10 protein-coding genes are annotated in these 16,239 nt (G+C 61.2%); all 10 read left to right on the top strand.

The genetic code is table 11. The annotated features are described in order from the left end of the window. Positions 1-253 precede the first annotated feature (253 nt). Positions 254-2,479 carry a type VI secretion system Vgr family protein gene (locus GFU70_RS13700; RefSeq protein ID WP_116642256.1) on the top strand — a complete coding sequence of 742 codons (2,226 nt, stop codon included), beginning with the start codon at positions 254-256 and terminating at the stop codon, positions 2,477-2,479. A gap of 16 nt (positions 2,480-2,495) precedes the next feature. Further along, positions 2,496-2,954: a DUF6484 domain-containing protein gene (locus GFU70_RS13695; protein WP_153388225.1), complete on the top strand. Its 459-nt coding sequence runs from the start codon at positions 2,496-2,498 to the stop codon at positions 2,952-2,954. Positions 2,955-2,969: 15 nt separating this feature from the next. Then, complete coding sequence (locus tag GFU70_RS13690) at positions 2,970-4,082, top strand: DUF2169 domain-containing protein (protein WP_153388224.1); 1,113 nt, start codon at positions 2,970-2,972, stop codon at positions 4,080-4,082. Beyond that, positions 4,079-5,119, top strand: coding sequence for a beta-ketoacyl synthase N-terminal-like domain-containing protein (locus tag GFU70_RS13685; RefSeq protein ID WP_116642258.1), 1,041 nt, complete (start codon positions 4,079-4,081; stop codon positions 5,117-5,119). The genes GFU70_RS13690 and GFU70_RS13685 overlap by 4 nt, the downstream gene beginning before the upstream one ends. Next, a complete protein-coding gene (locus GFU70_RS13680) occupies positions 5,119-6,204 on the top strand; it encodes a PAAR-like domain-containing protein (RefSeq protein WP_058542381.1) in 1,086 nt (361 codons plus the stop codon). Before GFU70_RS13685 ends, GFU70_RS13680 begins: the two co-directional genes overlap by 1 nt. A 21-nt stretch (positions 6,205-6,225) precedes the next feature. Continuing rightward, complete coding sequence (locus GFU70_RS13675) at positions 6,226-7,104, top strand: hypothetical protein (protein ID WP_153388223.1); 879 nt, start codon at positions 6,226-6,228, stop codon at positions 7,102-7,104. Between the two features lie 19 nt (positions 7,105-7,123). Beyond that, positions 7,124-8,368 (top strand): TIGR02270 family protein, encoded by a 1,245-nt coding sequence (locus tag GFU70_RS13670; protein WP_153388222.1) that lies wholly within the window; start codon positions 7,124-7,126, stop codon positions 8,366-8,368. A gap of 291 nt (positions 8,369-8,659) precedes the next feature. Continuing rightward, positions 8,660-9,862, top strand: a complete 1,203-nt coding sequence (locus tag GFU70_RS13665; RefSeq protein ID WP_153388221.1) for a M48 family metalloprotease — start codon at positions 8,660-8,662, stop codon at positions 9,860-9,862. Then, on the top strand, positions 9,850-15,294 hold the full coding sequence (locus tag GFU70_RS13660; RefSeq protein ID WP_153388220.1) for an AAA domain-containing protein: 5,445 nt from the start codon (positions 9,850-9,852) through the stop codon (positions 15,292-15,294). The genes GFU70_RS13665 and GFU70_RS13660 overlap by 13 nt, the downstream gene beginning before the upstream one ends. 157 nt (positions 15,295-15,451) lie before the next feature. After that, on the top strand, positions 15,452-16,231 hold the full coding sequence (locus GFU70_RS13655; RefSeq protein ID WP_153388219.1) for an SDR family NAD(P)-dependent oxidoreductase: 780 nt from the start codon (positions 15,452-15,454) through the stop codon (positions 16,229-16,231). Positions 16,232-16,239 lie beyond the last annotated feature (8 nt).

Raw genomic sequence — 16,239 nt, 5'->3', positions numbered from 1 at the left:
TTTGAGGCGATGCTGGAACGTTATCTAACGGGCCAGACATACGTTAATCCGCAGGATACGGATCTGCTCGTACCTTCACGTTGATTGAAGACCGCAAGACCGATAAGGAGATCACCTCTGTGGTGGATGTACAGCAATTGTTGGACTCGATTCCGATTCCCCCAGGCATCCCCTATGCCGACGCCCCTGCGTACGACGCCACCTTACTGATGACGGCCAACTGACGCCCGAGCCCGAGCCAAGGAAGCCGTTCATGGCAATCACGCAAAACAATCGCTTGGTACAGGTCGACAGCCCTCTCGGCGACGATGTCCTGTTGCTGCAAAGCATGGACGGCAGCGAAGAGTTGGGGCGGTTGTTCCATTACGAATTGGACCTGACTTCCGAAAACCGGGCGATCACGTTCGACCAGTTGCTGGGCAAGCCGATGGGCCTGGCCCTGGAACTGTATGACGGCGGCAAGCGCTACTTCCACGGCATTGTCTGCAGTTGCCGGCAATTGACCGGCCACGGTCAGTTCGCCGGTTACCGCGTCAGTCTGCGCCCCTGGTTCTGGCTGCTCACGCGCACCTCCGACTGCCGGATTTTCCAGAACAAGACAGTGCCGGACATCATCAAGCAGGTGTTCCGCGACCTCGGCTTTTCCGATTTCGAGGACAGCCTGAGCGGCAGCTACCGTGAATGGGAATATTGCGTGCAGTACCGCGAAACCAGCTTCGACTTCGTCAGCCGGTTGATGGAGCAGGAAGGCATCTATTACTACTTTCGCCATGAAGAGGCGCGTCATGTGTTGGTGTTGGCCGACGCCTATGGCGCCCACACCACGGCACCAGACTACGCCTCGGTGCCCTTCTATCCACCTGATCGGCAAATGCGCGAGCGCGATCATTTCTACGACTGGCAACTGGCACGGGAAGTACAGCCCGGTTCGCTGGCCCTGAACGACTATGACTTCCTGCGCCCACGGGCCAGCCTCGAGGTGCGCTCCAGTGTGCCGCGCACCCACACCAACGCCGACTACCCGCTCTACGACTATCCGGGTGAATACGTCCAGAGCAACGATGGCGATCACTACGCGCGTACCCGCATAGAAGCCATTCACAGCCAGTTCGAGCGTGTGCAGTTGCGCGGTCGCGCTCGCGGAATCGGTTGCGGTCATGTGTTCACGCTGACGGGTTACGACCGTGCGGACCAGAACCGCGAGTACCTGGTGGTGGTCGCCCGTTATCAGATCCGTCAGGAAGCCTATGAAAGCGGCCAGTCGGACACCGCCGAACAGTTCGTCAGCGAGCTGGACTGCGTGGATGCCAACCAGGCCTTCCGCCCTCTCCCCCTCACCCCCATGCCCATTGTTCGCGGCCCGCAGACCGCCGTGGTGGTCGGCCCCAGTGGCGAGGAGATCTGGACCGACCAGTATGGCCGGGTCAAAGTGCATTTCCACTGGGATCGGCACGACCAGTCCAACGAAAACAGCTCCTGCTGGATTCGTGTGTCCCAGGCCTGGGCCGGCAAGAACTGGGGCTCGGTGCAGCTTCCGCGGATCGGCCAGGAAGTGATCGTCAGTTTCCTGGAGGGCGATCCGGATCGACCGATCATCACCGGCCGCGTCTACAACGCCGAACAGACCGTGCCCTACGGATTGCCGGCCAATGCCACCCAGAGTGGGGTGAAAAGTCGATCTAGCAAGGGCGGCTCACCGGCCAACTTCAATGAAATCCGCATGGAGGACAAGAAAGGCGCGGAGCAACTGTTTATTCACGCCGAGAAGAACCAGGACATCGAAGTCGAGAACGACGAGACCCACTGGGTCGGCCATGATCGCCGCAAGACCATCGACAACGACGAAACCGTGCACGTCAAACACGACCGTACTGAAACCGTCGATAACAACGAAACCATCACCATCGGTGTGGATCGCAAGGAAAATGTCGGCAATAACGAAACCATCTCCATCGGTGTGAACCGCACCGAAGATGTCGGCAGTAACGAGAAAATCACCATCGGCGCCAATCGCACCGAGGACGTCGGCAGCAATGAGACTATTACCATCGGCGCGGACCGAACGGAAAAGGTCGGTGCCAATGAGACCATCACCATCGTGAGTAACCGCACCGAGGACGTGGGCGGCAACGAGACGATCGGCATCAAGGGTAACCGTAACGAAACGGTCCAGGGCAACGAAGGCATCGAGATCAACGGCAACCAGAGCACCCAGATCGGCCAGAACGAATCCCGCGATGTCGCCCAGAACCGCACCACCAACATCAAGCAGAACGACAGCCTGGACGTTGGCAAGCACTTCTCCCTTACCGCCGGCGACTCCATCAGCCTGACCACGGGCGACGCCAGCATCACGATGAAGAAGGACGGCACGATCATGATCAGCGGCAAGAACATCACCATCGATGGCTCCGGCGCCATCAAGATCAAGGCCAACAAGAACGTGGTCGTCAAAGGCCAGAAGATTCTGCAGAACTAGCCAAGGAGCGTGCGCGATGACCGTCGAATACTACCTGCCCGCCGCCTCCACTGCCGCGCCGACGCGCGTGGATGGCGTCGTGATCGGCCTGCTGCTGGATGTGCCCAAGGCCGACGCCCCGGTCGTGGCGTTTCCCGGCTGCCCTGCTGACGGCGGCCTCGCCGCACGCACCACCACACCGCTCAGCCGCGAGGACATCGGCGCCCAGGTCGCACTGATGTTCGAGGCCGGCGACCTGACACGACCGCTGGTGATCGGTCGCATCCAACGCCTGCTGCAAACCACAACGCCAGCCGTCGCCCACCTGGACGGCGAGCGCCTGGAGTTCACCGCGGAGCGGGAAATCGTCCTACGCTGCGGCAAAGCCAGCATCACCCTCACCCGCGAGGGCAAGATACTGATTCGAGGGACCTATCTTTCGAGCCGATCATCCGGCGTGAACCGTATCAAGGGCGGTTCGGTGCAGATCAACTAGACAGGTAGTCGATTTATGGAGCTGCTCAACGCCAGCAAACTGCTTGCTGCCTACACCCAGGGTCTGGCGCCCGATGGCCGCGAATCCCTGGTGATCGTGGCCAAAGGCACGTTCAATTTGCCGCTGGACGGCCGTGCGGCAACCCTCGCCGACACTCAGCAGCCACTGCTGATGGCCGATACATTCTTCGGCGAGCCTGGCCTCAGCGCTCCGCTGCAGGAAATGGACTTCGCCCCGATCAAGCCGTTCTGCGATGTACTGGTACGCGGCAAGGCCTATGCCCCAGGCGGGCGGCCCGTGACGCAGTTGGCAGCGGGCATTCGCATCGGTCAGATGAGCAAGGCCTTTTCCGTCCTCGGCCCCAGGCAATGGCAACCGGGGCTATTGGGCGTTTCTCCCGGTTTACCGCAACCCTTTACCGAGCAGGACATCTCCTATGCCCAGGCCTACGGAGGTTCCCATCCCATGGCCAAGAATCCGGATATGCGTCATTGCTACCCGGACAATCCCAGCGGTTGCGGTTGGTTCCCAGGCAGCATCGACAGTGCTGAAGTCGCTTACAAGCCAATGCCGAATACGGAGGAACTGGGCAAGCCGATCGACAGTCCCACTGGCGACTTCCGCCCGATGGCCCTCGGCCCCATCGGCCGCAGCTGGCCGCAGCGCGCTCGCTTCGCCGGTACTTACGACGATGCCTGGTTGGCCGACTGCTTTCCGTTTCTGCCACAGGATTTCGACCGTCGCTACTTCCAGGCGGCCCCTGACGATCAGCAGATTGCTTACCTGCGTGGCGGCGAGGATGTGTTGCTGCTCAACCTCACGCCCCAGGAGCGCGCGGGCTTTCGCATCCCCGAAATGGACGTGCCGGTGACGTTCTTTCTGAATAAAGGCGGCCATGAGACGGTGCAGGCGGTGATCGACACCCTGCTGATCGACACAGACGCGCGCCAGGTGCAACTGACTTGGCGTATCTCCCGTCCCCTACGGCGCAACCTGTTCGAGATCGCCCAGGTGCTGGTTGGCACCATGTCCACGGGTTGGTGGCGTGCCCGTGAATTGGGCAAGGATTACTACCCTTCGCTCTCCTCCCTGGTAAGAGCCAAGCAGGCGCCGGAGGAGTCGGACTGATGAGCGCGCTTTGCATCATCGGCTCCGGCATGGTCAGCGCTGTCGGCCTCAGTGCACCTGCAAGCTGCGCGGCGATCCGCTGCGCCATCGACAACTTTCAGGAAACCCGCTTCATCGACCAAGGTGGCGAATGGCTGATTGCCGCCAGCGTACCTCTGGAACAGTCCTGGCGCGGCCGCACCAAGCTGATCAAGATGGCCGCCCGCGCGATCGCCGAGGCATTACAGAGCACCCCTGGGGTCGACCCGGAAAAGACCCCGCTGCTGCTGGGCGTGGCCGAAGCCGCGCGCCCCGGCCGCCTTGATGGCCTCGATAAAAGACTGTTGCAGGACATCGAAGCTGAACTGGGCCTGCGCTTTCATCCTGACTCCGACATCATCGCCCGCGGCCGAGTCAGCGCTGCAGTAGCCCTGCTTGACGCGCGCACGCTGATCTACCGGGGCGGCCATCGCCATGTGCTGGTCGCTGGCGTGGACTCCCTCCTTTGCGGACCGACCCTGGCCGCCTTCGAAGAGCGCGAGCGCCTGCTGACCAGCGAGAACTCGAACGGTTTTATTCCCGGAGAAGGTGCTGCGGCCGTGGTACTGGCCGCTCCAGTTGCCAGCGCAACACCGCAACTGGCCTGCATCGGCCTGGGGTTCGGTGTGGAGAAGGCCACGGTGGAGGCCGAAGACATTCCCCTGCGCGCCGAAGGCCTGACTCAAGCCGTACGCACTGCGCTGAGCGAAGCCGGCTGTGGATTGGAGCAAATGGATTATCGGCTCACCGACATCTCCGGCGAGCAGTACTACTTCAAGGAAGCCTCCTTGGTCCTCAGCCGGACCCTGCGCGTGCGCAAGGAATTCTTCCATCTCTGGCACCCGGCCGACTGCATCGGCGAAGTCGGCGCCGCCATCGGCCCGGTCATGCTCGCCGTGGCGTTGGCCGCCAGTCGTAAAGGCTACGGCGAAGGTCCGAATATCTTCTGCCACCTGGGCAACGACGCAGGCGAACGCGCCGTTGCACTGCTCAGTTACCAGACTGTGAGGGCTGCGTAATGGCGAATGAGGTCTACGCCAACAATATGGAGGTTTCCTGCAAGTCGGCGGCGGGCAAGTCGATCGCCTGCTTTCCAGATGTCTGTTTCACCCCACCGCAGGCTCCGCCCACCCCGCTGGGGGTGCCGATCCCCTACCCCAATACTGGCATGGCCAAGGACACGACCCGGGGTACACGAACGGTCAAAATCACCGGCAAGGAGGTGATGCTCAAGGACAAGAGCTGTTTCAAGACCAGTACGGGAGATGAGGCCGGGAACGCGCCGAAGAAAGGCGTGGTGACCAGCAAGATCAAGGGGAAGGTGTACTTCATTGCTTGGTCGATGGACGTGAAGTTTGAAGGAGAAAATGTAGTCAGGCACTTGGACCTGATGACTCATAACCACGCATCCAAGCCCGGAAATACGCCTCCTTGGGCTTATGCCGACGCAGCAGCGACGACGCCCATCGAGCGTTGCAAGAAAGAAGTGGCCAGGAAAAACAAGGCTTGCGGGGGACTGCCGACCAAAGCGCAACGGTGTGACGACAAGGCCTGTACGGCCGCAAAAAAGTGTTTGCTGGTGTCCAAGAAGCAGGCCGATTCCAAGGCGCAGAACAGTCAAGTGGCCTGTTGTCCTGGCGAAACCGGCCACCACCTCGTTGAAGCCCATAGTTTTACAGCGACAGGTTCAGGTCGCCAAACGCCTCTTCCTCAATTCCCCAATTACGACGAAAAAGATGCACCGTGCATTTGCGTGCAATGCCCGCAAGACGGAAGTGGTCGCTATGAAGGTGACCATGGCTTCATGCATGCAGCCCAAGGCAAGCTGGAACAGGCAGCCATCGAGGGCGCACCGCCCGGTCAAAAGGACTACGCCTGGAATTATGGCCAATCTCGTTCAGCGGGCGTGCGAGCGCTTCAGCAAACCTTTCCGAAATCGAAATGCTCAAAGAAATGTCTGGAAGCACAGTTAGACGCTTACCATAAGAATACGGTAGGTGTCAGGGACAAGACCCCGGTGAGGACCCACACACCCAACCTTCAAGACAATCAGAAAGCGCTGGCCCACGACATGATCCCAGAGGTCACTATCAGTGCTTGGTAGCGCAATTGGAGCAAGGACGACATGACTCAAACATTGGATTGGACACTGAGCCGAATAGCAGTCTTTGATAAAAACCGCGTTTATGTACTCGCCTACTCCAAACGCGAGCCCGGTACTCGAGTCTTTCGATGGACCGGAGCATGGGACAACTATTATGTTCAGGCTATCTGCGCCGGCATCTGCGCTGTTCGCGGCGCGCCTCCTGAAATTCTGACGCTATGCGCCAATGGTAGCGTTCATCGCGCTGCGCCTGACGGGCAAGCCTACGAGGATATCGTCGAGGAGAAGCCCAGTAAGCACGGCTTGCTGCGCGACATCCGTCCTATCGGTGCAAATGTCTATGCCACAGGCTTCGGCCGCCAAGTCTATGTTCGAAAGGACAGAATCTGGCAGCGCTGCGATCAAGGGGTGGTCGAAGATCCGACCGCCGATAGCCTCAGTGGCTTCGAATCCATCGATGGCTTTGGTGAAGATGAAATCTATGCCGCCGGCAACCAGGGCGAGATCTGGTACCGCCAGCAGGGTGCCTGGCAGCGAAGCGAAAGTCCGACCAACATCATTCTGGAAAACGTCCTCTGCGCACCCGATGGCGTGGTTTACATCTCAGGCCAACTGGGCATCGTCATGCGAGGTCGTCTCGACCGCTGGGAGCTCATTGAGCATGAGCTCACCGAGGATACATTCTGGGACATGGCCTGGTTCAATGATCAACTCTGGCTTTCAACCACCAAAGCACTCTACACGCTACAAGGCGACACGCTGGAGAAGGTCGAGACGGGACTTCCCGGCGATCAGACCTTCAGATATTTGGACGCGAATGAGCAGTGCCTATGGTCATCCGGCGAACGACACCTTGCCGCTTTTGACGGAGCGAATTGGACACGCATACCCAGTCCTTAAGACGCGTGTAGGGAAGCCCATGGAAAGTCTGTCACCGATTCTCGACCAACACACCGAAGAGGTCAGTTTCCTCGCGGCCCTGCGGGATTATGCCGTACGGGCACCCCACTACGATCTGGACCAGATTGGCACCCTCGACAACCGCCTCGACGCCCACCTCGACGGCCTTCGAATTGCCGGCACCACCGGCCTGGAGACCCTGCTGGCCCAGCTCGGCCCGCACGCCGTCGGCGAGATGTTCGCCAGCGTGGTGCTGGCCTTCGAGACGGCCGATGCGAAAGTGCTGTCGCGGCTCAGCACTCATTTACGCAGTGCCTTGGAAACGGAGCGTGGATATTTGATGGCCCTCGGGTGGCTCGAATGGGAGCGGATATCGCCCTGGATCGAGCGCATGTTCGCTGCCCCTGAGCCCCTGTTTCGCCGCCTCGGCCTGGCGGCCTGCGGCATGCATCGCCACGACCCTGGCCCTGCCCTGCTCATCGGACTTTCCGATACCGACCCCAGCGTGCTGGCACGTGCCGCCCGTACGGCAGGTGAACTGCGTCGGCGTGACCTGCTACCGACGATTCGTCCCCATCGCCTGCATGAGAACGCCGCCACGCGTTTCTGGGCCAATTGGGCCACCGCCCAGATGGGTGATGAGCTAGCCCTGGAGCCACTGCGCCGGTTCGCCGAGCAACCGGGCGAGTTCCAGTACCGCGCGCTCTGTGTGTTGCTGGCCTGGCAGGAACGCGAGCCCAGCATCGCCTGGATACGCCAGTGGGTACAGGATCCCAGGGATCGGCGCATCGGCATCCAAGCCCTTGGGCTGCTGGGCGATCCGGTCTGCGTACCGTGGTTGATCCAGCAGATGAGCGACCTGCCTTATGCCCGGGTCGCCGGTGAAGCCTTCAGCCTGATCACCGGTGCTGATCTGGCGCTACTCGACCTGGAACTGCAGGACCTACCGGATTTCGATGCGGGCCCGAACGACAACCCTGAAGATCCCAATGTCGCCATGGACCCCGATGAAAACCTGCCCTGGCCCGACCCGCAGTCAATCACCCACTGGTGGCAGGCCCACGGCGGCGATTTCCAGGCGGGCGTCGGTTATGTGCTGGGACAGCCCCAGAGTGAAAGCAGTTTTCAGCAAGCCCTTGCCCGAGGCCAGCAACGCCAGCGCATCGCCGCCGCCTGCGGCATCGCCCGCTATCGACCAACCGAAGTGCTTTTCCCCACGAGCGCACCGGCCTGGCGGCAAAAGCGCTTGTTGTTCGGGCGATGAGCAGGCGACATATCGGGCAGTCCGCTGCAGTTCAGAAAACAAAACACCCCCAGTTTAGGGACGAAGTTGAACACCGCCGACATTTGGCTCGAGCCGGTTCACTGCCCGACTGAAAACTGACCATTTGATGAAACTCACGCAGACCAATCCCTTCTATAAACAACGTTCGTATCTTTCCCACGTCCTAGGTATGCTCGCCCTCAAAGCCGATGACCGAAAAACGGGATGCCAGCCCAAGCCCTTGCTGCCCAGGCACAGCGTATGGAGCCGTATCCTCAAGGATGTTGAACGATGAGTAACCCCGCGCTGGATATCAGCAGCTTGACGCCATTGCCGTACCACCAGCAGGTGGTGAATTACCTGAAGACCAGCGAGCCGGCTGTCTGGAGTTGGGCCTCCTCGCTGGGGGTTCAGCAGGAACACGCGCAAGAGGTTCGCGCGCAACTGCTGCGCGATACGTACCGACTCCATCCGGACACGCATCCCGACGCTTATCAAGCTTGCGAAACCGCGCTCCAGCGCTTGCACATCCAGGCGCCGGCCACGCTGTACCAGGCCGGCGATGGCGGTATGAATGCCAGTCTCTATTACCTCGCCGGTGAAGTGCATGTGGTGTTCTACGGCCCGATCCTCGAGCGTCTCGACGCCCAGGAGTTGCTCGCGCTCTTGGGGCATGAACTGGCGCATTACCGGCTGTGGTCCGAGCATGACGGCGACTACCTGACTGCCGAGCGCATCCTTAACCACACCCTGGCCGATGTTTATACGCCGGCGAGCCTGGAGCAAACCGCCCGCTTGTATAGCCTGCACACCGAAATCTACGCGGACCGAGGTGCGGCACTGGTGGCCAGTGGGCCCGAGGCGGCAATCACCACGCTGGTCAAGGTGCACACCGGTATTGTCACGGTCAATGCCGCCAGTTACTTGCAACAGGCCAAGGAACTGGACGGTAACGACGCGCAACTGTCCCGGGGCGTCTCGCACCCGGAGACCTTCCTGCGCTCACAGGCACTGGACAGTTGGTGGCAGCAGATCCCGGACATTGACGCCTGGCTGCACCGCCGCCTGCGTGGGCCGTTGTCGCTCAACCGCCTGGATGTGACTGACCAGGTCGAACTCACCGCCCTCACCCGCCGTTTTATCGCCAGTTTCATCAAAGCGCCGGCCTTGCAGTCAGAGGCTGTCGGCAACCAGGTATGCGGTTTCTTTCCCGATTGGAAAGACACCGAAACACCACTGGACCTCAGTACCCTGGACGTCGAACGCATTGACGCGAGCATCCACGAGTACCTGCATTTCATCATGCTCGACCTGTGTCTGGTGGACCGCGATCTGCGGGATGATGCCTTGCTGCATGCCGCACGCACCGCGAAGAAACTGGGCAGCGCCGACGACTTTATCAACGTGCTCAAGCGCGATATCAAACTTCCCAAACGCGAGCTCGACCCGCTCATTCGCGCGCTCAAGGCGGAGGTCGACACATGGACCCAATGAATCAGCCAGTAACGTTCAAGCAATTACTCCTGAGCCACGACGGCGCTGCGGTGCCGATCGATGATGTGCTGTTCCTGATGCTGCCGCTGCTGCGGCAAGTGGCCCAACTGCATGAACTCGGCCGTGTGGCCCATTTGGGTTACCTCGACGTCATCCAGGGGTCCGAGCGCACCTTGCAACTGCGCAACCCTGAAGGCCTGTCGCCGCGCCTGGCGCTGGAAGCCATCAAGCAGGTGCAGCCCAACCCGGAATCGGCGCTGAACATCATCGGCAATGTGCGGTTGACCCGCGATTCGAAAGACGGCGTGGCGATTGCCGATTTGCAGGTCCAGGAAGATCCGCACCAGACCATCGACCATCCCGTGTTTCTCACCGAGCTGCACAGCTGGGAACACAGCCTGGGTCATCACGACGAAATCACCGACATCTTCCAGTTGGGTCAGTTGCTCGCGTGCCTGGCCTGCGGCCTGGATTTCGCCGACCTCGACGACCTCAAATCCTTTGCCCGGCATCGACGCAACCTGTTCCAGCTCAACGGCCGGCTCAACCCAGTGCTGGCGAACCTCATCAATGAGATGACCGAGCTCAATCGCCACGAGCGTGCCACCGACGTCGGCTCACTGGCGCGGCGCCTGGAAACTTGGCGCGAACAACCGGCCAGCCTCGACGTTGAGCGGGTGCTGGCTGAGGCCGAAGGCCCGGCCTCTCGACGTACCGTGGTGCTGGAGCACCTGCGCAATCGGCTGTTCGACCTGTCCCGGCGCAATCGCCTGCTGTACTTCCGTCCCACCCAGGCCAACATCAACCTCACCGTGGCGAGCGTGCCGCTGGTGATGCGCATCGAAAGTATCCGCCCGGAAGCGTTGTGCACCTGGCAAGCGAGCTTTGGCGGCTTTTCCGAGCAGGTGCTGAGCGGCAACCCCGTAGGCTTGCAGCAATGGCTGCGCTTTGAAGATCAGGCATGGTTGCAGACGTCCCTGGAACGCATCATTCAGGAAACCCGTCGCGACCGTGCCGAGTTTGGTTTCAGCAACCTGCGCCTGGTGGTGGCGTTTATGCGCTGGCATAACCTCAAGGACACGCCGGATGAACGCATCGTCACGCCGCTGCTGTGGCTATCGGTGGAGCTGAGCCGGAAAAAGGGCGTGCGCGACCAGTTTGTGCTCAAGTGCGATGAGACCGAGGCCGAGTTCAATCCTGTGCTGCGTCACCAACTGCGCCAGCTCTACGACATCCAGCTACCGGAAACCGTGGACCTGCAGACGACGTCCCTGGAAACCATTCACGCCGACATCGCCCGGCAGATCAAACTGACTGAGCCGGGCGTCGAACTGCGTCTGCAAAGCAAACCGCAAATCGAGCTGATCCATCAGAAAGCGGTCCAGCACCTGCACCACTTCCAGCGCCGCCGCGCCCGCCAGCGCTCAGCCATGCCGCCGGTGAAACCAGACTTCAGCTACGACCGCGAGGACTATCGCCCGCTAGGCCTGCAGTTGTTCCGGGAAAAGGTCCTGCCCAGCGATTTGCCCCTGCGCAGTGCCGTCGGCGCCAAGCCTGCGGTGCGCACCCAGCACCCGCAAATAGTGGCGAGCAGCACCGAAAGCAGCACCTTCGCCCTGCCCCAGGACCAAGGGCATCGTTACGCCTGGGATATCGACCTGACCCAGGTCACCCTGGCGAATTTCAACTACCGCAAAATGTCGCTGGTACGCGACTACGCGCAATTGATCGAGGAACCGGCCCAGAACGAAGCGTTCGACCGGATGTTCTCGATCGAACCCCGGGAGATCGAAGTCCAGGCGCCAGACCCGATCCCGCTGCCGGAGCAATGGAACGTCGTCGCCGGCGATGCCACGCAGAACGCCGCCGTCAGTCTGGCGCGAACCGGGCGCAACTTTATCATTCAAGGGCCGCCGGGCACCGGCAAGTCCCAGACCATCACCAACCTGATCGCCGATTACGCCGGCCGCGGCCTGCGGGTGCTGTTTGTTTGCGAAAAACGTGCGGCGCTGGACGTGGTGTTCCATCGCTTGCAACAGAGTGAACTGGGTGAACTGTGCTGCCTGATCCACGACTCCCAGAGCGACAAGAAAGCCTTCGTTGGCAACCTGCGCGAATGTTATGAGCGCTGGATCGCTGGCGATGCCCAGTCATCACAACTGCAAGCAAGACGCAGCGCCGCCCTCGCTACCATGACTCAACAGTTGGACCTGATCGAGCGCTTCGAGCAGGCCATGGCCGCGGTTCCGCAAACCCTGGCGTGTTCAGTGCGCGAGCTGGTGCGGCACTTGATCGAACTGCCCGGCGCTGCTGCAAAACTGCCCCCCGAAGCCCTGGAGCGCCTGCCTGAATGGCGTCGTTGGCAGTCACAAAGCGAACTGACCGGGCGGCTGTACCAAGCCATGACCGAGCGCTTCGGCCTCGACAGTTTTGCGCGCCACCCTTTCAGTCGCCTGGCCTCAAGCGTCATCACCCACGAACATGCCTATGGCCAGCTCAAGGCATTCCTGGATGAAGCCAGCGGACTGATGGACAGCGTCGAGCCACTGCTGGAGTCGTCGTCGAGCCTGTTGTCCAGTGACACGGGCCTGGTTGATGCACAGGTCCTGACCCTGGCGGCCGAGCAAATGACCGGCTCCAACCTCGCCTCCCACCTCGACCTGCTGGAACCCGGTTCACCGGGCTCCCTGGCACTGCAGGCTGAACACGCCGCCTTGCAGGCGCTGACCGAGCAGCAACACAGCATCCGCGAGACGAACCGCCACTGGCGCGACAAGCTCGACGTGCAAGATACCCAAGCGGCCCGAGCGCTGGTGCAACGCCTGGAAGGGTCGCTGCTGCGTTGGCTGCAACCGGCCTGGTGGCGACTGCGTAGCGAACTGCAACGGCGCTATGACTTCAGTCAACACGCCATACGCCCAAGTTATCGCAGCGTGCTCGACAACCTTGCTGGCGAACACGTGGTCAATGCCCAGCTACAGGTCGAGCAACAGCGCCTGCAAGGTTTCTATGGCGTGCAAGACGTCGACGTCTTTGTGCAAAATCTGCACGCCTTGCTGCAACAACTGAACACTTCGCCCCTGTTGCGTCAATGGATCGAACGCATGCGCCGCAGCCCTGAAGCCTTGCCCGCTGTACGCCAGGAGGCCAACCTGCGTCAGCCGGTGGCGCGCCTGGCACAACTCGTCGGTCAGTACTGCGTGTTCGAGCCGGCAGCGAGCCTGGGGACGCTGGCCGAGTATCTGCGCGACCTGCGCGAAGAACTCGACGAACTGCCCGATAGCCTGCCGTTGCTCAATGAACTGCATCAGGCCGATCCGGTCTGTCTGCAGGCCTTGCAACAGCACGCCCTGGTGCAGCGATCGCTTGATGCCTTGGTTGCCCAGGAGAACCTGACCCGCCTGTATCGCGCCAACCCGCAACTGGCCCGCTTCGACGGCGCGGCCTTGAGCCTGGCGACCCACCAGGTCAGCCAGGCCGAAAACAGCCTGCTCAAACACAATGCCCATGTCCTCAGCGCCACGTTGCAGCAGCGTTTCCTCGACCATGTGAAGCAGTCGGCCATGTCGGTGACCCAACTGGATGCCGCGGCCCGTGAGTTCAAGAAAGCCTATGCCAAAGGCCGCCGCGAGCTGGAGCACGAGTTGGGCAAGAGCATGCGTTATCGCTCCATCCGCGAACTGGCTAGCGGCGACAGTGGCCGGGTGATCAATGACCTCAAGCCCATCTGGCTGATGAGCCCGTTGTCGGTGTCCGACACCCTGCCCCTGGCCCCGGACCTGTTCGACGTGGTGATCTTCGACGAAGCCAGCCAAATCCCCAGCGAGGAAGCCGTGCCCGCCCTGAGCCGCGCGCAGCAGGTAATTGTGGTGGGCGATGAGATGCAATTGCCACCGACCAACTTCTTCTCCAGTGGCGGCGACCAGGACGACAATGAGTTGATTGCCATGGAGGACGGCGAACAGATCGAGATCAACCTCGACGCCGACAGCCTGCTGAGCCAGGCCGCACGCAATCTACCGGCCACCCTGCTGGCCTGGCACTACCGCAGTCGGCACGAAGCGTTGATCAGTTTTTCCAACGCGGCCTTCTATGAAGGGCGACTGATCACGATCCCCGACCGCCGGATCGAGCGCCCGGCCCCGGCCAACGGACCGCTGGACTCCACCGATGAACAGGCGGTCATCCAGGGCGCCGATACCTTGCTCGACAACCCTATCAGCTTCCTGAAAATGCGCGATGGCGTGTACCTCAGCCGCAGCAACGTGGCCGAGGCGCGTTACATCGCCAACTTGGTGCGTGAATTGCTGCAACGCGAGACAGGCCTGAGCCTGGGCATCGTGGCGTTTTCCGAAGCGCAGCAAGGGGAAATAGAACAGGCGCTGGAGAACCTTGCGGCCAGTGACCCGGCCTTCGCCACGCGCCTTGAGCGCGAATACGTGCGTGAAGACGCCGGGCAATTCAACGGCCTGTTCGTCAAGAACCTGGAAAACGTCCAGGGTGACGAACGTGACGTGATCATCCTGAGCATCTGCTATGCGCCAGGGCCGAACGGCAAAATGCTGATGAATTTCGGCCCGATCAATCAGCGCGGCGGGGAAAAACGCCTCAACGTGATTTTCAGCCGCGCGCGCAAACGCATGGCGATCATTTCCAGCATCGAGGCCGATGCCATCACCAACACCCACAATGACGGTGCCGCGGCCCTTCGTGCCTTCCTGCAATTTGCCCAGGCCAGCGCCAACGGTGACGCGCCGCGCTCCCAGGGCATCCTGGCCAACCTCAATCCGGGGGCCAAGCAGTCCTTTACCGTCACCCTGCCCAAGGACAGCCTGCGCGCCGCCCTGGCCAGCGCCCTGCGCAAACGCGGGCACGAGGTACAGGAGTCTGTCGGGCGTTCGCAATTCCGCTGCGACCTGGCGATCAGCGATGCCAGCGGCGAACACTTCAGCCTCGGTATCCTGCTCGATAGCGACACGTCGGCGACGGCGAACGTGCGCGAACGTTATGTGTTCCGGCCGACCGTGCTGCGCAGTTTTGGCTGGAAGATCATCGACGTACTCAGCCATGACTGGCTGCGGGATCGTGAAGAGGTGCTGAACCGGATCGAAGCCCTGCTTCGTGGTGAAGAGGCGCCTGTGTTGTTGGAGCCGGAGCCGGAAGTGGAAAGCGTCGACACCGAACCGCCAGCGGAGCCTGTCGCTGAACCGGCAACCCCAATGCGTGAGTTCACCTTTGGTGAAGGCAACTCCAACAAGTTCTGGCGCATCGGCGTCACGGCGACGGATGTGGTGGTCAACTTTGGCCGCATGGGGACCAAGGGCCAGACCCTGATCAAGTCTCTGGAGAGCCCCGAACGTGCACTGCGGGAAGCTGAAAAGCTGATCGCGGAAAAACTACGCAAGGGTTATCAGGAGCAAACGGCGCCGTGAGCCTCGACGTGCGCTGGGTGCCTGCCTTTTGGGTTCGTTCAGATACATTGTCCTGGCTGCTCTCCTTGTTGGAAATGACGGCGGCATTCAGGGATTGATCAGGGTGTATGTATAGAGATTGGACACCTGGCAGTCACTTACAACCTCTGGAGGCACCATGCCAAACCCAACCGGACAGAACCCCGTGGCCCTTGTCAGTGGGGTCGGAAGTGAGATCGGAATCGGCATGGCGATCGCGCGCAGACTGGGTACTGCAGGTGCCAGACTGATCGTCACCGCCAGCAGTGCGCGCATCCTCGAGCGCGTCGCAGAACTGCGCGCCGAAGGGTTCGAAGTCGAAGGCCGGGCCCTCGATCTTACCGATGAAAGCCAGGTTCGTGAGTTCATGGCGTGGGCAGAGTCCCTCTGGGGCCAGATCGATATCCTGGTCAACAATGCGGGCATGGCCATGCAAGGCAGCCCGGAGTTTTTTTCCGACTTGGCAAGCATGGATCTGCACACCTGGAACCTGACACTGGCGCGAAACCTGACCACGGCCTTTCTGCTTACACGGGCTGTTCTGCCCGGCATGCGGGCGCGTCGTTACGGGCGCATCGTCAACATCAGTTCCACTACCGGCACCCGCTGCAGTAACCCCGGTGAAGCGGCTTACAGCGCCGCGAAGGCCGCGATGGTCGGAATGAGCATGAGCCTGGCGCTGGAAGTCGCCCAGCAAGGGATCACGGTAAACAGCGTCGCTCCCGGCTGGATCACCACTGGATCGACCACTACCGAGGAAGCCAAGGCAGCAGGTTACACGCCGATGGGCCGCGCCGGACGTCCCGAAGAGGTCGCTGCACTGGTGGCTTTCCTTGCCTCTTCAGAGGCGAGCTACCTCACGGGCGAAGTCATTGTGGTGGATGGTGGGAACTGCCTGGTCGAGAACAAGGCCCCTTGATCTGAACA

This window comes from Pseudomonas brassicacearum (assembly GCF_009601685.2).
In the GTDB taxonomy this organism is placed as follows: domain Bacteria; phylum Pseudomonadota; class Gammaproteobacteria; order Pseudomonadales; family Pseudomonadaceae; genus Aquipseudomonas; species Aquipseudomonas kilonensis_B.
This window is presented reverse-complemented; position numbering and strand designations above follow the sequence as displayed.